At 45.2% G+C, this 17,655-nt stretch carries 14 protein-coding genes; 11 read left to right on the forward strand and 3 right to left on the reverse strand.

Annotated features, from left to right (window positions below; translation table 11 throughout):
• The first annotated feature begins 115 nt into the window (after nt 1–115).
• The 4 genes from glgB (at nt 116) to msrB (ending at nt 6,844) form a co-directional block, all read left to right on the forward strand.
• Nucleotides 116–2,299, forward strand: coding sequence for a 1,4-alpha-glucan branching protein GlgB (gene glgB, locus MHM87_RS07660; RefSeq protein ID WP_239258411.1), 2,184 nt, complete (start codon nt 116–118; stop codon nt 2,297–2,299).
• A 47-nt stretch (nt 2,300–2,346) separates the two neighbouring features.
• Complete coding sequence (gene glgX, locus MHM87_RS07665; protein ID WP_239258413.1) at nt 2,347–4,434, forward strand: glycogen debranching protein GlgX; 2,088 nt, start codon at nt 2,347–2,349, stop codon at nt 4,432–4,434.
• Nucleotides 4,435–4,762: 328 nt separating this feature from the next.
• Nucleotides 4,763–6,316 (forward strand): NADP-dependent phosphogluconate dehydrogenase, encoded by a 1,554-nt coding sequence (gene gndA / locus MHM87_RS07670; protein WP_014949843.1) that lies wholly within the window; start codon nt 4,763–4,765, stop codon nt 6,314–6,316.
• A gap of 99 nt (nt 6,317–6,415) precedes the next feature.
• Entirely contained in the window at nt 6,416–6,844 is a 429-nt protein-coding gene (msrB, locus tag MHM87_RS07675; RefSeq protein WP_014949842.1) for a peptide-methionine (R)-S-oxide reductase MsrB, read from the forward strand.
• 152 nt (nt 6,845–6,996) lie between these two features.
• Here the strand turns inward: msrB and MHM87_RS07680 are convergent, their stop codons facing one another.
• Nucleotides 6,997–7,881: a DUF2989 domain-containing protein gene (locus tag MHM87_RS07680; protein ID WP_343213320.1), complete on the reverse strand. Its 885-nt coding sequence runs from the start codon at nt 7,879–7,881 to the stop codon at nt 6,997–6,999.
• 192 nt (nt 7,882–8,073) lie between these two features.
• Here MHM87_RS07680 and MHM87_RS07685 point away from each other — a divergent pair, with 192 nt between their 5' ends.
• The 7 genes from MHM87_RS07685 to MHM87_RS07715 all read left to right on the forward strand — a co-directional run bounded on the left by MHM87_RS07685 (nt 8,074) and on the right by MHM87_RS07715 (nt 16,646).
• Nucleotides 8,074–9,519: a glyceraldehyde-3-phosphate dehydrogenase gene (locus MHM87_RS07685; RefSeq protein WP_014979588.1), complete on the forward strand. Its 1,446-nt coding sequence runs from the start codon at nt 8,074–8,076 to the stop codon at nt 9,517–9,519.
• 168 nt (nt 9,520–9,687) lie between these two features.
• Nucleotides 9,688–10,827, forward strand: a complete 1,140-nt coding sequence (locus MHM87_RS07690; RefSeq protein WP_014949839.1) for a M14-type cytosolic carboxypeptidase — start codon at nt 9,688–9,690, stop codon at nt 10,825–10,827.
• A 109-nt stretch (nt 10,828–10,936) separates the two neighbouring features.
• The gene (locus MHM87_RS07695; RefSeq protein WP_014949838.1) at nt 10,937–12,595 is read left to right on the forward strand and encodes an AGCS family amino acid carrier protein; all 1,659 of its coding nucleotides are present in this window, start codon (nt 10,937–10,939) and stop codon (nt 12,593–12,595) included.
• 266 nt (nt 12,596–12,861) lie between these two features.
• Nucleotides 12,862–13,188 carry a zinc ribbon domain-containing protein gene (locus MHM87_RS07700; protein ID WP_014949837.1) on the forward strand — a complete coding sequence of 109 codons (327 nt, stop codon included), beginning with the start codon at nt 12,862–12,864 and terminating at the stop codon, nt 13,186–13,188.
• Nucleotides 13,189–13,482: a DUF1315 family protein gene (locus tag MHM87_RS07705; RefSeq protein WP_014998703.1), complete on the forward strand. Its 294-nt coding sequence runs from the start codon at nt 13,189–13,191 to the stop codon at nt 13,480–13,482. It begins immediately after the preceding gene.
• Nucleotides 13,472–16,414: a DUF349 domain-containing protein gene (locus tag MHM87_RS07710; protein WP_239258417.1), complete on the forward strand. Its 2,943-nt coding sequence runs from the start codon at nt 13,472–13,474 to the stop codon at nt 16,412–16,414. The genes MHM87_RS07705 and MHM87_RS07710 overlap by 11 nt, the downstream gene beginning before the upstream one ends.
• Nucleotides 16,415–16,427: 13 nt before the next feature.
• Nucleotides 16,428–16,646, forward strand: a complete 219-nt coding sequence (locus MHM87_RS07715; protein WP_014949834.1) for a hypothetical protein — start codon at nt 16,428–16,430, stop codon at nt 16,644–16,646.
• Between the two features lie 83 nt (nt 16,647–16,729).
• On the opposite strand, the gene MHM87_RS07720 is transcribed toward MHM87_RS07715, so the two are convergent.
• A complete protein-coding gene (locus MHM87_RS07720) occupies nt 16,730–16,924 on the reverse strand; it encodes a hypothetical protein (protein ID WP_014949833.1) in 195 nt (64 codons plus the stop codon).
• Between the two features lie 38 nt (nt 16,925–16,962).
• Nucleotides 16,963–17,139, reverse strand: coding sequence for a DUF1328 family protein (locus MHM87_RS07725; protein ID WP_014949832.1), 177 nt, complete (start codon nt 17,137–17,139; stop codon nt 16,963–16,965).
• Between the last annotated feature and the right edge of the window lie 516 nt (nt 17,140–17,655).

The raw sequence follows: 17,655 nt of genomic DNA on the forward strand, positions 1-17,655 counted from the left end.
CTTAAACGAGTAAGATAAAGTACCAAGACGGTACTTGATAGAGCTTAAGTGTGAACAACGCATTTAAGCTCTCAATTCAACCCGCTGCCATGCGGGTTTTTACTAGGAGTAGCGAATGCAATTAGCGCAGCAGTTTGAACAGGTATTATGTTCTCAGCCGTTTTCCCATTTAGGTGTAGTTAAAAATCAGCAGAAGTTGGTACTTCGCGTTTGGCGTCCTAATGTCAGCAAGATAACGATTAAATGGGAGAATGCAGCGCTAGCAAATGTAACCGTTACCTCCAAAAATGGTCTTTTTGAAACACCACTGCCTAAAGAATATCAGGGTGAGGTTTATCGCGTTATCGCCGAAGGCATGAATGACGATAAGGGCTATATCGATCCTTATCAATTCTCCGAGCAGGCGTATCATGCGGTACACTACATCGATAGCAAGCCTTCAAACTTGTATGAGCAAGCGGGCGCGCAACTTTTAACACTCACTTCATCACAAGGCGATGCGATAAAAGGTGTCAGGTTCTGCGTTTTCGCGCCCAATGCGAGTACGGTGTCGCTCATTGGCGATTTCAATCAGTGGGATGGGCGTATGCATCCCATGGAGAAAACTTCCATGGGTTACTGGGTACTGTTTGTACCAGAATTAGGCGAAGGTGAGCGCTACAAGTATCATATTAAAGATGCACACGGCCACGACCTACCGCACAAGGCTGACCCACTTGGCTTCAGTGCAGAGCAGTATCCTTCTCATGCTTCGAAAATTTACAACCACAATAACTATGAGTGGAATGATAGTGCATGGATGGAAAAGCGAAAGGGGAATAAATACAACAGCCCAATGAGCATTTATGAGGTGCACCTTGGCTCTTGGAAGCGCCCGGGTATTGAAACTGATGCGCGCTATCTTACTTATAAAGCGCTGGCCGATGACTTAATAAGCTACGTCAGCGATATGGGTTACACTCACGTTGAATTGCTGCCTATTTCCGAGTTTCCTTTCGACGGTTCGTGGGGCTATCAGCCCGTGGGAATGTTCGCACCAACGAGTAGATTTGGAAACCCAGATGAATTTAAATACTTTGTTGATAAGGCTCACCAAGCAGGTATAGGCGTAATTATCGACTGGGTACCTGCACATTTCCCGGAAGACGGCCATGGCTTGGCGCGATTTGATGGTTCTTGTGTTTATGAATATGAAGATCCGAGGAAAGGTTGGCATCCGGATTGGAATTCTTGCATTTACGATTTCGGCAAAGACACAGTTCGTCAGTTTTTAGTTGCAAACGCACTGTTTTGGCTAGACAAATTTCACGTTGATGGACTCAGGGTTGATGCAGTGGCATCCATGCTTTATCTCGACTATTCACGCAATGACGGAGAGTGGATCCCGAATGTGGATGGTGGCAACGAAAACTACGAAGCCATCAGCTTACTGAAATGGATGAATGAAGAAGTGTACAAGCACTTCCCAGACGCCATGACAATTGCCGAAGAATCAACGTCGTTTCCCAAGGTTTCTCGCCCAGTATTTGATGGTGGTTTGGGCTTTGGCTTTAAGTGGAACATGGGATGGATGCACGACTCATTACACTACATCGCTAAAGACCCCGCCTATCGCAACTATCACCATGGCGATATTACCTTCAGCATGGTTTACGCGTTTGACGAAAACTTTGTGCTGCCTATCTCGCACGATGAAGTGGTACACGGCAAAGGCAGTATGCTGCATAAAATGCCTGGCGATGAATGGCAGCAAGCTGCTAACCTGCGTTGTTACGCGGGCTTTATGTACGGTCACCCCGGCAAGAAGCTTAACTTTATGGGGAACGAGCTTGCGCAGGCACGAGAATGGAACCATGACAGTAGTTTAGACTGGCACTTGCTCGATTACGAAAAACACAAAGGCATTCAAGCGCTTTATAAGGCGCTCAACAACCTCTATACGTCTACGCCAGCGCTTTACGAGCAAGACCACGAACCAGGGGGCTTTGCTTGGCTGGACCACAATAATGCAGACCAAAGCGTGGTTTCATTTGTTCGTATGTCAAAAGATGCGAAGCAAAAAGTATATGTGGTATCTAATTTTACGCCTGTGCCACGTCAGAACTTCAGAATAGGCGTAGATGATGCATGCACGCTAACGCTAGCACTAAACACTGATGATGGTGCATATTGGGGTAGTGACTACGACGTTGCCTCTACTGTAAATACGCAACCCATACCTTGGAATGAGCGTACTCACTCTGCAGAAATCACGTTACCGCCGCTAGCCACGGTATTTTATGTTACCAATGTGGATTAATCCGACTAGAGCGACACGCCCTAGTGAAGAGATAAATTGAGAACCAAGTGAACGAAATTCGAGACACCGCACTAATTGTAGAAAGTGGAATAGGAAAGGCATATCCACTTGGTGCAACAGTTACACAAGATGGTTGTAATTTTGCCGTATACGCGCCCGATGCGAAGGCGGTCGTGTTGTGTTTTTTCAATAGTGATACAGAAGAGGCGGTGAGTGAGCATCCTTTGCCTGAGAAAACTGGTGATGTTTGGCACGGTCGTTACAGCGGCGTTAGCGCAGGACAATACTATGGTTATCGCGTAGAACGCGGTGAGGGAGGGTTACATGCGGTACCCACCGACAAACTGCTAATCGACCCTTACGCCAAGAAAATTAGTCGCGCAATAAAATGGGACGCTAGGCAATACAAACACGACTCTCAGTTTATGATCCCCAAGTGCATAGTAATTGATCAAAATGACTATGCGCCCAGTCATGTTAGCGCGCCTGTTATACCGAAACACAAGCGAGTAGTTTACGAAGCACATATTAAAGGGCTCACAAAACTCCATCCCGATGTACCTAAAGAACACCGTGGCAAATTTATCGGTGCTGCCCATCCGAGTGTCATCAAGCATCTCAAAGCATTAGGCATAACCACGGTGCAATTTATGCCGTTGTGCTCATTCATGCCTGAACCATTTATAACAGAGAAAGGCTTAACTAATTATTGGGGATATAACCCGGTTAACTTCTTTGCACCTGAACCTCGCTACGGTGTGGCAGACGCGCTTGCTGAACTGAAGTCTATGGTAGATGCTTATCATACTGCCGGACTTGAGGTTATTGTTGATGTGGTATTTAACCATACAGCAGAGGCAGGCAATGGCGGTCCTATTCTTTCTTATAAGGGGTTTTGTCCTTACCAAGCGTACTTATTAGAGCAAACGAAAAACGGAGAATTGGTTTATTCCAACCACTCTGGCTGTGGTAACACGGTAAATACCGCGCAGCCATTTATGATGGGACTTATTTTAGATGCCATGCGCCACTGGGTATCCGTAATTGGCGTTGACGGCTTTCGTTTCGATTTAGCAGTATGCTTGGGAAGAGAGCCACAAGAATATAGTAAAAAATCTGGGCTGCTGAGAGCCATTAGTAGCGACCCTGTTCTAAAAGAGAGGGTATTGCTTGCCGAACCCTGGGATATTGGGCCTGGCGGCTACCAAGTGGGTAACTTTCCGTCTCCGTGGTTAGAGGTGAATGATAAATACCGCGATACGGTGCGCGCCTTCTGGCGTGGAGACGATGGCGTTACCGCGGACTTTGCTACCCGTTTAATGGGCTCACGAGATATATTTCACAAAGGCCATCGACATATCAGTACGTCGGTAAATAACGTGACATATCACGATGGGTTCACGCTGCACGATATGGTGACCTACGCCGAACGTCACAATCTCGATAACTTAGAAGAAAATCGAGATGGCCATGGACACAACCTGTCTGCCAATTATGGTATTGAGGGAGAAACGAATGACGAGCAAATACTCGCTATGCGTGAGCGTCAAAAGCGCAACCTCTTTGCAACTCTTATCTTCTCGCAAGGTACACCGCATATTCTTGGTGGCGATGAATTAAGCCGCACCCAAAATGGCAATAATAATGCCTATTGTCAGGATAATCCTATTAGCTGGATGAATTGGGAATTAAACAAGCGCAAGCAAGATTTTCTTAGCTTCTGCCAATATGTGATCCGTTTGCGTCAGTCCTCTTCACTGTTAAGCGAACTAAAGCTGCACGATGATACTTTTACGCTCTCACGAAATGTAAAAGAAATAAATTGGTATAAGCCCGATGGTTCTGACAAAGCGTCTGAAGATTGGAATGCGCATCATAACAAAGCGTTTGGTGTGGAAATAAAAGGTTGTGTAACGGGCGACCAGAAGCCAGAGCATTGGTTCTTGTGTGTTAATGCAAGTGAAAGCGACGTGCGTTTTCACCTACCTTCTGTCATACCCAAGGGAGGGTGGACCATGCACTTGGATACGCGCTACAGCTCTCTTGAAGAACAGCCTTCAATTTGCATTCAGAAGGTGTTTTTACAGGCCAGCAAATCGCTAACGTTGTTCAGTTTTTCTCAGTTCTCTGGATAGAATAATGGCTTACAATACGACCTTATACTTGGTTTAGAGTGCCTTTAAAGAATTTAAGAGTACCGCTAAACGGCTCTAAACTCAGTGCACGTTAGCTGAATAAGAAACAGAGTCTTTACCTTTGTGTAAATTTCATACAGCATGGGCGAAAGCGCGTAACGCAGGTGCTGAATACGTGCCAAAATCTCGGCTAAACTAGCTTACAAAACCCGTTAATGTTTACCGCTGGTGACAATTACACCACTGCGCACTAAATTGTTAGCTTAGACTGTTCTTTATTCTTTCAGGTGGTATCATGCGCAGCCATCTGAAATGTGAGGGTGTTCCTATGCAAAAGAAAGGTGGTAATTCGCACGAAGACAAGTCGTGTGATATTGGTTTTATCGGTTTAGGGGTGATGGGTAGTAACCTTACCATGAACCTAGTGGACCATGGCTATCGTGTAGCGTGTTTCGATTTAGACCAAAATAAAGTTGAGTCTATTCTTGCCAAAGACGCAAGCGAAAGAGCTGAAAATACTGAGCCTCGCGTTGAAGGCTGCAGTTCTTACACCGAGCTTTTAAGCAAGTTAAAAGCCCCGCATCTTATTATTATCTCTGTGCCTGCTGGCGATCCTGTTGACCACGTTTGCAATCATCTCATTGACGCCGGAATTCACGCTGACGATATCGTGGTTGATACTGGCAACAGTTTGTGGACAGACTCTGTAGCACGTGAAGAGCAGTACAAAGGTAAATTTATCTTCTTCTCTACCGCCGTGTCAGGTGGTGAAGTAGGCGCTCGTTTCGGGCCATCTCTTATGCCTTCAGGCAACCCTTATGCATGGACACGCATTGAGCCTGTTCTTAAGGCTATTGCTGCAAAGGTTGACCCAGAAACAGGTAAACCATTAGAAAGCCATACGCCAGGTCAACCAGTGTTAGAAGGCGAACCATGTGCGACCTACATCGGTCCAGTTGGAGCCGGGCACTATGTAAAAATGGTGCACAACGGTATCGAATACGCCGACATGCAGCTTATCTGCGAAACTTACCATGTTATGCGCGAAGCGCTGCATATGGCGCCTGCTGAAATTGCGGAAGTATTTCGTCGCTGGAACGAAGGCAAGCTTAATAGCTACCTGATGGAAATTAGTGCTGAAGTTCTTGAGCAAATGGATCCAGAAACACAGCAGCCGTTGGTTGATGTGATCTTAGATAGAGCAGGTCAAAAAGGTACAGGCCTTTGGACTGCAGTAAGCGCATTACAGGTAGGTAGTCCGGCACAGACCATCACTTCTGCGGTATTCGCGCGCAGTATTTCTAGTTTGAAAGACGAGCGTGTAGCTGCGAGCAAGGTTCTTGCTGGCCCTGATGCGCCATCGTTCAGCGATGATGAGAAAATGTCGATCATTAACAAGCTAGAGCAAGCGCTTTATTGCTCTAAGATTTGTGCGTACGCACAGGGCTTCCAGTTAATGGCTATGGCAGGCAAAGAACACGGCTGGACACTGGAGTTTGGTGAAATAGCGAAAATATGGCGTGCAGGCTGTATTATTCGCGCCGTATTTCTTCAGTCTATTTCTCAGGCTTACGAGAATAACGAAGACTTAGCCAACTTGCTATTGGACCCGTTCTTTGCGGAACAAATTACGCAGTATCAAGCTGACTGGCGTGAGTCAATTGCACAGGCGACACTGGCTGGCGTGCCTTGCCCTGCAATGATGTCGGCTCTTAGCTATTATGATTCGTATCGCACAGCCGTGCTACCTGCTAATTTGCTGCAAGGCCAGCGCGATTATTTTGGCGCACATACTTATCAGCGTGTAGATAAGCCAGCAGGCAAAAAGTATCACATCGAGTGGAGTGATCCTGCACGTCCGCAAACCGCTATCAAAAAATAGTATGAACTAAATAGTGTTACACGCGCTCATAATTGAGCGTAAACTATCGAAAGGTGTATTTGTTTTCAAATACACCTTTTTTGTTTTAAGAGGTAAGTTATGTCGACAGATGAAAAAGCAAACGCATCAGTAGCTAAAAAAGACTGGAAAACTGAGCTCACTGACGAGGAATATTATGTATGCCGCGAAGCGGGTACTGAGCGACCTTTCACTGGAGTATTGCTAGACGAGCAGCGAGATGGATTGTACGTGTGTAAGTGCTGCGAAGCGCCACTTTTCCCCTCAGATACTAAATTTGATGCTGGTTGTGGATGGCCTTCTTTCTATAAGCAGCTTGATGACGGTAATGTAGATTACAGAGAAGACTTGAGTCACGGTATGCGTAGGGTTGAGATTTTTTGTAAGCAGTGTGGCTCGCACTTAGGCCATGTATTTCCAGATGGTCCTGCGCCAACGGGTCAACGCTACTGCGTAAATTCGCTATCTATGACCTTTAAAGGCGAAGATGATACACAAATTAAAGGTTAAAAAGCCCTAGGTGAGCGCTTGATTAAGGTAAACATCTGATTAAATTTTGACCTCATGTGGAAAGTAGAGAGATCCAATCATAAAAAACCGCCCATAAACGGCGGTTTTTTTAATTATTTACCAATGAAATTGTGTAATTGAGTTTCAAAAAATCAGAGCTTATCCAGTTTCAATGAATCTGCGTTGAAGGTCGCGCTATTCAAGTTACTGACTATTTCATCAACAATGTTATCTAGAATGCCTACTGGAAGGGCATAGCGTTGTCCAAGTTGAACACGCTGAGTGTCGTTAAGTCTCTCATCGAAGGCTTCAGCCACACCATACCAAACATAGGTAAGGCGATAGTTGTCCATATCCATTCCCATTGAAGCAAGCGAGTAGAAAATGCTGACATCAATGTCGTCGCTATCTGTATATAAACTTAGCGCGCGATATAAGGTTTCAATAGTACGCTTTTGGTCTGTTTTAATCTGAACAGAGGCCAGTGCGACCAGCAGCTTTGGATCGCTTACGCGGTTGCTGGCAGCGTAGCGCTCAAAGCGATGAAAAGCCTCTTTGTCGTTATATCGTGTCCAATGATAGTAAGAAAGGTAAGGATCAAGGGAGTCTTTCGTCTCGCGGCTTAGGCGTTTAATTTCACGCTGAGCAGTAATAACGCCTTTTAGCCGTGTCGCTTCCTTGCCTTTGCGTTTAACGTGTTCGATATGTTGCACTTCTTCGACGCAGGTTAGATACTCTTCGAAGTTTAGAAGAAGAGGATACTTGTAAGCGTCGTCTTTTGAATCTTGATTGTAGTAACGCAAGCGAATAATCTCAGCTCGCTCGCCGCGACAACGGGCATCCAAACTCAAATCTAAGCAAATCTCGCTGTGAGATTCACAAATTTCACTGATAGTAGGTTCAAAAAGATCGCCACAACCCGTCAGTGTTGTCGCTGCTGCCAGCCACACCGTCGTTACATAACCTTTTGTTGGAAACTTACTAAATAAACTCTCTGTTATACGAGTTTTCATAGAGGTTTTGAAACTTATCAACAATTTGGTCTTCCTTGCTTGTTTATTTAAGATACTGCTCGTCACCGTCAGGCGAAAACTCACCTAGTGTACCCTAAAAATAATAAAAAGCTGACGCGTAATTAGGATTAGTTGTACGTGTTTGTGCCACAAAAAAATTGGCCGCGCATACAACAATGACAACACCGTTAAATTAATATCGATGAAGGCAGAAGCATGAATCAACAGTTTGAGCAGGAATTACAAAGCAGCTGGCAAGAGCGTCAGGAATACGCAGAAATGATGTTGCCCCTTATTGGTAAATTGTATCGCAATAAGGCAGTTGAAATTTCGGTTTATGGACGCTCGCTACTGAACGCCAGTGCTATTGATGTTATTAAAGCGCACCGCAAAGTGCGTCTGCACGAAGGTATTAAGCTACGCCTACGCGAAAGCTATCCAATCTTAGAAGCCTTGAGCAACATGAAGCTTGCTCCTGCACAAATCGATATTGGTAAATTGGCTTTTGATTTTCACTACGGTTCTGCGGTCGACAACAACGACCTTACGGCCTACCTTAACGAAAAACTAAACGACGTTGCCGATAAAGAGGACGATCAGAAACCTCAGGACGTTGTACTATATGGTTTTGGCCGTATAGGTCGTTTACTTGCTCGCTTGCTTATTGAACGCCAAGGTAAAAACAATAAGCTTCGCTTACGTGCCATTGTGGTTCGTGGCGGGCGCGATGGCGACCTAGAAAAACGCGCAAGCTTGCTGCGCCGCGATTCAGTGCATGGGCCATTCAACGGCAGCATCACAGTTGACCACGAGCGTAACGCGCTAAAAGCAAACGGTTCATACATTCAAGTCATTTATGCCAACAGCCCAGATGAAGTGGATTACACGCAATATGGTATCGATAACGCTATCATCGTAGACAACACGGGTATTTGGCGTGACCGCGATGGCCTTGGCCTACACCTTAAAGCTAAGGGTGCAGCGAAAGCTATCCTTACTGCCCCGGGTAAAGGTGACATCAAGAACATCGTACACGGTGTAAATGACGAAGAAGTAACACCAGAAGACACAATTGTATCTGCTGCAAGCTGCACAACTAACGCAATAACGCCGGTACTTAAAGCGCTAGACGAAGAATATGGCATTGAAAACGGTCACGTTGAAACCGTTCACTCTTACACTAACGACCAAAACCTTATCGATAACTACCACAAAGGTGATCGTCGTGGACGTAGTGCGCCACTTAATATGGTTATTACCGAAACGGGCGCTGCGAAAGCCGTTGCCAAAGCGTACCCGAAACTAGCAGGTAAACTTACCGGTAATGCTATCCGCGTACCTACACCTAATGTGTCGCTAGCGATTTTGAACCTAAATCTTAAAACGCCGGTGGATCGCATTGCAGTTAACGAGTTCTTGCGCGATACCGCGTTGTTCTCAAAGCTTCAACACCAAATTGACTACACGGCAAGTAAAGAGATTGTATCAACAGACTTAGTCGGCTCTCGCGCTGCGTCTGTTGTTGACTCTCAGGCGACCATTGCCGCAGATAACCGCCTGACACTATACGTGTGGTATGACAACGAGTTTGGTTACAGCTGTCAGGTACTACGTGTAGTCCGTGATATGGCAGGGCTTAGTTTCCCTACGTTGCCGCTTTAAGCAACACGCAGTTTAATTAACTGTATAAAAAACCGACCTAAGTGGTCGGTTTTTTGATGGTGTAAACATTTTGTATACTTTCGATAGTACAAAACCCGCTGTGTGCGTGGAATTTGTGTTTACGTCTATGCTAAATTAGCGCTCAAATAATGAGGAAAACGACAGTCTATGCATATTTCCAGTCAATTCGACAGCGGTAACATTGAAGTTGTTAGCGCACAATCACCAGACGATATCCGTCTAACCATTCCCAACGACAACCAATCTGAATTTGCTCAGTGGTTCCATTTTCGTTTAGTGGGCGAAACTTTTGTAACTCACACAATGACGATTGGTAATCTGGCTAAGTCAGCGTATCCAGAAGGTTGGAAGGGATATAACGTTCTAGCGTCTTACGACCGTCAAACTTGGTTTAGAATTCCTAGCGAATTTGACGGTGACAATCTTACGTTCTCACTAACGCTAGAACAGCCAAGTGTTTACTTCGCGTATTTCATTCCTTTTAGCTACGAACGTCACCTTGACCTTGTACACGACGCGCAGATGTCACTACTGTGCGAGCACAAATTCCTAGGCCTTACCCTTGATGGCCGTGATATGTCTATGCTGGTTATCGGTGAAGAAACACCAGAAAAGAAAAAAGTCTGGATCACGGCACGTCAACACCCTGGCGAAACCATGGCCGAGTGGTGTGCCGAAGGTATTATTTATCGTCTGCTCGACGAGCAAGATGGTTTGGCGCGACAGTTGCTTGATAATGCTGTTTTCTACATTGTGCCAAACATGAACCCAGACGGCAGCGCACGCGGTCATCTGCGTACCAACGCTGTAGGAACCAATCTAAACCGTGAGTGGGCAACGCCTTCGCAAGAAAAAAGCCCAGAAGTACTTTACGTACTGAATGCAATGAGCGAAATTGGTGTAGACATGTATCTTGATTTGCACGGTGATGAGGCATTGCCGTACAACTTTGTCGCAGGAAGTGAGGGTAACCCTAGCTACAATGACACCATCAAAATGCTTGAAAATACGTTTAAAGATGCGCTGTTGAACGCTACGCCAGAGTTTCAAGATGAATTTGGTTACGATAAAGATGAGCCAGGCAAGGCTAATTTAACCGTAGCGTCAAATGCAGTGGGCGAGAAATTCAAATGTATGGCGTACACGGTAGAAATGCCATTTAAAGACAATGCAGATGTACCGGACGATATCTACGGTTGGTCGGTACAGCGTAGCCGTCAATTAGGTGAAGATTTACTTATTGGTGTGAATGCAGTTGTTAAAAAGCTAAAAGCATCAGAGCAATAAAATAAGAATAAGGAAGCGAAAGCTTCCGCAAAAAAGGCCTCGACAAAAAGAGGCCTTTTAATTATTAAAATAAAACAACAATTAAACATAATAAAAAAGGGGAATAACGTTGGAAGGGTTATATGGTTTTCTAACTATGCTCGATGGATTCTTAGGAGGCGCATTCTGGTTTCCTTATGTACTGTTAGGCGTAGGTCTTTTCTTTACGGTTTATCTTAAATTTCCGCAAATTCGTTTCTTTAAACATGCCTGGCAGGTTGTTACGGGTAAGTTCGATAAAGAAAGCGATCCAGGCGACACCACCCATTTTCGCGCGCTAACTACCGCACTGTCTGGTACCGTAGGTACAGGTAACATCTCAGGTGTTGCATTTGCAATTTTCCTTGGTGGCCCCGCTGCACTATTTTGGATGTGGGTAACCGCCTTTTTAGGTATGACTACAAAATTCGTTGAAGTTACTCTGTCGCACAAATATCGCGTAAAGACAGAAGACGGCACCATGGCCGGTGGCCCTATGTATTACATGGACCGTCGCCTAAACATGAAGTGGTTAGCGGTTGCATTTGCTGTTGCTACGGTAGTCAGCTCATTTGGTACCGGAAACCTTCCTCAAAGTAATGGTATCGCGCAAAGTATCGAAGCAACATTTGGCTTCGAACCTTGGATGGTAGGTAGTGTACTGGGTATTCTTCTAGCCTTAGTCATTCTTGGTGGTATCCAACGCATTGCCGCGTTTACAGCGCGTGTTGTTCCAGTTATGGCTGTTATCTACCTCATCGGTGCGCTAGCGGTTATTTTCGCTAATCTAGACAACATTGGGCCTTCGTTTGCCGCAGTTATCGGTGATGCGTTTACTGGTTCAGCTGCCGCAGGTGGTTTCTTGGGGGCTTCGTTAGCTTATGCGTTTAACCGTGGGGTTAACCGAGGCTTGTTTTCAAACGAAGCGGGTCAAGGTTCTGCACCTATCGCTCACGCAGCAGCAAAAACGAAAGAGCCTGCTTCAGAAGGTATGGTGTCACTGCTTGAACCCTTTATCGACACTATTCTAATTTGTACCGTAACGGGTTTGGTTATTCTGTCGTCGGGCGTGTGGAAAGAAAAACACGAAAACGTCTTCGATCGTTCAGACATGTACTTTGTTGCAGGTCAATACGACGACTCGAATCAGGATGACGTAAACAAACTATATGGTTACTTGAATGAAATTGAAGGTAACAATGTACAGCCTTATACTGGCTCAATTACCGTTGTTAACGGCACGGCGGTAAGCGATGGTTTTACACTGCTTAACGCTAGGTCTGTAGCAGAAGACGTGAAGTATGCAGTAGGTAGTGAAGACTTGTTTACTGGCACGCTTAAGATTGTCGACGGAAAGCCGGTTAAAGAGAACCTTGAAGTAAGCGGTAAGTCACTGGTTCACTCGGCAGCGCTCACCACCATTGCCTTTACTCGCGGTTTCTTTGGCGATTTCGGTCAATATATCGTGTCAATTGGGCTTATGCTGTTTGCGTTCTCAACCGCCATCGCTTGGTCATATTATGGTGATCGCGCTATGACATATTTGTTCGGTCCTCGCTCCGTAATGCCGTATCGCGTCATCTACGTCGCCGGTTTCGTTTGGGCTGCATTCTCTGACACCACATTAGTTTGGGCACTTTCAGCTGTGGCTATCGTCGTAATGACCTTGCCAAACTTGTTCGGCATCATGTTGCTTTGTAAAGAGATGAAAGAAACGGTTAACGACTACTGGTCTCGACATAAAAAATAAGGTGAGTATTGCCTAAAGCATTGCCCCTTCTTGAGTTTCACTGAAGGGAAACGCAACTTGGCTATCAGGTAAAAATGCGTAGCGGTGAACTTTGTATAAAAGTTAACACCCTGCGCATTTTTGTTTTATGGCGATAAGGTTAATCCACAGAATCGACTTCATTGTTGTGATGAACTTAAGTATGATACCCATCCGCGTATAAATGCGTCTTCGCTCAATAGCGAGTTGCGCATTTCCATTTCGCACCCAATAAACAGGAGCAACATATGGCATTAGTTGACTGTCCTTCGTGTAACAAAAAAACGTCTGACAAAGCGAAGACGTGTCCTCACTGTGACTTTAAAATCGGTGATGCGACCTCTGAAGATATAGAGCGCAAACAAAGCTTACAAAGATTTAAAAAGTTAGCCAGTATCCAGAACCAATCCCTTCTTGCTATGCTGATATTCGTTGCGAGTTTTGGCTTCATGTATTGGGGCGGAACACGCCCAGGTGATTTGCAACATAATTTAGCTATTTTGGGCGCAGTGGTTGGCTTTGTTTGGTACTTAGTAAACCGCGCGCGTATTGTTTACATAAAGCGTTTTTCCTAAATGAATATAGAAGCACTTTTAGCCAGCATGACGCCGGAGATTTATGAGCGTCTGCGTCAGGCTGTTGAAACAGGTAAGTGGCCAGATGGCACGCCTTTAAACGAAGAGCAAAAAGCAAGCAGCATGCAGGCTGTTATGCTGTATCAAGCAAAAATAGAAAAGTCCTCTGAGCATATGACAGTAGGTGAAAGCGGCGAAATCGTACATAAGAGTAAAGCCGACTTTAAACGCTCGTTACGCGATGAGCAGGATGATAAAAATACAATAGCGCGGTTTAAACAGGATGATATTTAGTCGTATATTTGCGCCTTCACACCAAAGCCCAAAGCCTGAAAAACGGATGCAGGCAATCGAGAGTCTCTCTCCCGAAAAGGCACAGGAAAAAACAATTCTTCACGAACTGGCATTTAATGACGAAGATGCAAATGTCAGTTTAGCAGCACTCGAAAAGCTTAATAGCTTTGTGCTGTGGCTTAAAATGTCACAAATTGCCAAGCAGTCTCGCGTTAAAAAAGCGGCGGAGAAAAAGGTAAACGCCGCTTTGTTAGGCGAGGGGGATGTCACACTCTCCCGCCAAGAGATATTCTCTTTTTTAACTGAAACAGCCAACGCCGATTTGGTAGTGCAGTTAGTACCGCAAATGTTGAAGAAAGAGCCTATGCTCTTACAAGATGATGCGCTAGCTAACGCGCTAATCGAAAAAGTAGCGAAGCCATCTTTCACCCAGTTTGTCTTTTTGGAGGGCGCGAGTACCCAGCTGCAAACCCAGCTAATAAACGCCCATTCAGACGTATCAGATTTACAGAAACTTGCTAAGAAAGTGTCAGATGATGCGCTTGTTACACAAATTAATGCGCGGATCGATGCTATCAAAGAGGCTGCAATGCGCCCAGTGGAGCTTAAAAAGCAGCTCACTTTGGGACTTTCAAAATATCAGGCTTTACTCGACAAATCAGATGTAGAAACCATTGATGAAAAGCGCAATGAGCTTGAGAGCGAATTGACTGGGCTGTTTGCTCAAATTGACTTACTCACTTCAGAAGAACGCGCTGATTATGAAGAAAAGCGCGCGCGTATAGGTGAGCAGCTCGAGCGATATTTAAGCCGTATCCGCCCAGCATGGGAAGAGAAGCAACAAGCGTCGCAACGTGCCAATACCAAAGCATTGTGCGAACAGCAGCTTACTCATGCCAAGGAGCAGGTAGCTTGGTTGTACAATAACAGGCTTTGTGAAGCGACGCTTGCTGATGTTGCTACGGTTAATGAAAGCGTGCGCGGTGTTGAAGCAACGCTTGAACAGCTAGCGCGTCTCGATGATGAATCTGCAACTGATAAGCGAATTACACAGATTAAGCGCTCTGTCGACGAACTAAACGAGCAGCTTGATCGCTTCTCTATGCAGCAGCAATACGGCCAAAAGCTACTGATAAAACTTCAGTCGCTCGAAGACATTGCCGCTAAGATCGTTTCGGCAAGCGATAGCGAGTCGGACAAAGAACCCCGTGATGTGAGCGTTGAAGAAGCTAGCGCATCGACTGAGGATTTGAGTCAGGTAAATGGTGGCGACGCATTACAAAGCGGTAGTGTAGTGGCTCTTAAAGCGGAGTTTGACGAAGCACGTCAAGCGTATAAAGCGCTTAGTCGCGAAATCGATGCCATTCCTAAGGCGTTGTCTAAACGTTTCAACGCAGCGACAAGCAGTGTAAATGCCAAAGAGCGTGCTCAAAAATCCAAAGAAAATGAGCAAGTAAAACACATTAGAAAGCACATTAGCGTTATCGATAACTTAATTGCTCAGGGTAAATTCCGCGTTGCTATTTCAAAATTTGCAAAGCTTCAGGAAAGTTATGCTGCGCTTCCTGGTTCAGCGAAAAAGTATGTAGAGAAGCGTTTTGAAAAGACCGCTGGTGATGTGTCGCGCTTAGAAGGGTGGCAGGATTACCTTGCTGCGCCGCGCAAACCCGCTCTTTTAGAAGAAGCAAAAGCGTTAGCCAGCGCTGATGCGGAAAATATTAAGCAAAGAAGTGAGGCCATTAAGTATCTTCGTAAGCAATGGTTATCACTAACACCGTCATCGTCAACGAGTGAAGAAAGTAGTGATGACACGTGGTTACAGCAGCAATTTGATGATGCACTTGAAAAGGCCTTCGAGCCTTGTAGAGCGCATTACACGAAGTTAGATGCACAGCGGGCTGCTGCGCGTGAACAGCGTATGTCGATTATCGCTACCGTTAAGGCAATGGACATTAACATGCCGGAAGCCGAGTTAGTGAAAGTTTTCGATAGAGTGTCTAAACAGTGGCACGCTGCAGGTCAGGTTGAACGTGAAATTTATGAACAGCTGAAGCAAGAATGGAAGGCGGTATCATCGCCCATTCAGGCTAAAGTAAATCAATGGCAAAGTGACAACCAAGCCCAAAAGCGTGCGTTAGTCACCCAAGCTTGTCAACTTGCTACGGAAGAAGATGTCGCTGGCGCTGCCGACAAGGCTCAGCAATTGCAAAGCCAATGGAAGCAAGTAGGCCATGCAGGTAAACGTGAAGAAAGTAAGTTGTGGGCAGAATTTAAGGCTGCCAATGACACCGTATTTGAACGTTTAAAAGCCGAGCGGAAAGTACAGAATAATGCATTTAACGCGTTAGTAGATTCGCTACTCAAGCAAGTGGAAGCTGTTGACATCAACAGCGATGATGCAACGTTCAGTCAATCAATAAGCGACGTTCGCGCTCAGTTAACCGACTTGCCTAGAGCGCAACGTACGAAAGTAGATAAAAAGATTGATTCACTTGAAAGTAAGCGCGCGGCGCAAGCGAAAAATGCACAATCTCAAGCCCGATTGGCGCGAGCTCAGGCTCTGATTTCTTTACTACAGCTAAGTGTAGGTGAGGGAAGTGGTGATGAGCAATCTCTAGCGGAAACGTTAGGGAAGCGTTGGTCAAGCGTATTGGGTCAGTCTACTGGAAATAAAACAACTCAGCACGATAGACAATGGTTAACGGTAGCATTAGAAGTCGCAACTGGTATGCCAAGCCCAGATGCAGACGCATCTATACGCTCTAGCGTACAGCTACAAATGATGACATCTAAGTTGGAACAAGGCGAAGCGGCAACAGCTCCCGACATTCTTGCTGACTGGTTATCATACGACTCGATAAGCGAAGAAGATAGCCATTTACTGCAACGAGTTGTTTCAGTTATTGATGCTCACCCTGAAATTGTTGCTTAAACGGAAAGCCTAAATGGAAAACAGTGTTGAGTTTCAATTTGAAACAGAAATGTCTGCCTATCGCTTTTTGAATACCGTGAAGCATATTGACGCAGAAGGGTTAAGAGTGAAGTTCGGGCGTACGGATCATCACGTGAGTGTAAAATACCGTTACGGCGTAGGTGAATTTGATTCGACGCTATCTACACTAGACGATCTTGCTCGTGAGTTAGGTGGTGAAGAAGTGTCTTAACTAACCAGTTAGGTCAAACCACGTCGACTGTAAACACAAAAAGGGCCAGACAATTGTCTGGCCCTTTTTTGATAAAAACGTGATTAACAGTCTTTATCTTCAGCGTCTACGCCTTCTTTCACATCTTCACAAGCGTCTTCAACGGCATTACCTGCATCGGTAACAATTTCGTCTAGCTCTTCGCCTGCGTCTTCCGCTTCACCGTCACCGCAAGCTGCTAGTGATAGTGCAAATGCTGATGCTACTAGTACCTTTGATAAGTTTTTAAATGAAAACATATCCTTACTCCTTTTTCCTATTAAAATACTTCTAACTCTTAGGCTCTTGGTGCTCTACCACGTAACGCATTTGCGATAAGTGAGATTACGAGCAACGCGATAAACACAAAGAAAAGAAACTGTGCGATACCTGTTGCTGCACCTGCGATGCCTCCAAAACCAAAAACTGCTGCAATAATGGCGATGATAAAAAATGTGATTGCCCAACCTAACATAACTAAATCCTCGTATTGCTTCCGTTACTTTCACTTTAACTAATGCTATCTTTGTGCCTGTTTTTTAAGTTATTGAAATATATTGATATAATTTAATTTTTCTCTGATTGTCAGGCCGTATCTGCAGGCAATTAACGTCACGATTACACGTACGAATGCATTTTTTACATGATTGAGTAAGGCCCTAGTCACCCAACTTTACTCTTTGTGTGTTAAGGGCCTTTAGCTGGGGGTATTCTTTGATCCTTACCAGCTTCCGAAGAACGTGAGAGCAAGGTTGTGGTTTGTTGTGGCGTCTGAATTGGCGCCTGGCGACGCAATATGATTATGTAAATATCCCATCTCAACGTGCCATAATTCGTTTTGCGCACATAGTTTTTCTCGTTGAATGCATATTCCGGCCTGATCTGAACAGCGATTCTGGAAACACTTGAACACCTATTCTGGAATTATTTGAACACTGATTCCGGATTTATTTAGTACAGTTTTGGGCTTATTTCCGGAATCGGTGTTCAA

The sequence above is a fragment of the Alteromonas sp. Cnat3-28 genome (assembly GCF_022348265.1).
Classification (GTDB): Bacteria; Pseudomonadota; Gammaproteobacteria; order Enterobacterales; family Alteromonadaceae; genus Alteromonas; species Alteromonas macleodii.

Bases quoted from the DNA above. Each gene is read 5' to 3' on its own strand.
- MHM87_RS07685 (WP_014979588.1), top strand. From the start codon at position 8,074: ATGAATCAACAGTTTGAGCAGGAATTACAAAGCAGCTGGCAAGAGCGT.
- glgB (WP_239258411.1), top strand. From the start codon at position 116: ATGCAATTAGCGCAGCAGTTTGAACAGGTATTATGTTCTCAGCCGTTT.
- msrB (WP_014949842.1), top strand. From the start codon at position 6,416: ATGTCGACAGATGAAAAAGCAAACGCATCAGTAGCTAAAAAAGACTGG.
- MHM87_RS07710 (WP_239258417.1), top strand. From the start codon at position 13,472: ATGATATTTAGTCGTATATTTGCGCCTTCACACCAAAGCCCAAAGCCT.
- MHM87_RS07705 (WP_014998703.1), top strand. From the start codon at position 13,189: ATGAATATAGAAGCACTTTTAGCCAGCATGACGCCGGAGATTTATGAG.
- MHM87_RS07720 (WP_014949833.1), bottom strand. From the start codon at position 16,924: ATGTTTTCATTTAAAAACTTATCAAAGGTACTAGTAGCATCAGCATTT.
- MHM87_RS07700 (WP_014949837.1), top strand. From the start codon at position 12,862: ATGGCATTAGTTGACTGTCCTTCGTGTAACAAAAAAACGTCTGACAAA.
- gndA (WP_014949843.1), top strand. From the start codon at position 4,763: ATGCAAAAGAAAGGTGGTAATTCGCACGAAGACAAGTCGTGTGATATT.
- MHM87_RS07690 (WP_014949839.1), top strand. From the start codon at position 9,688: ATGCATATTTCCAGTCAATTCGACAGCGGTAACATTGAAGTTGTTAGC.
- MHM87_RS07715 (WP_014949834.1), top strand. From the start codon at position 16,428: ATGGAAAACAGTGTTGAGTTTCAATTTGAAACAGAAATGTCTGCCTAT.
- MHM87_RS07725 (WP_014949832.1), bottom strand. From the start codon at position 17,139: ATGTTAGGTTGGGCAATCACATTTTTTATCATCGCCATTATTGCAGCA.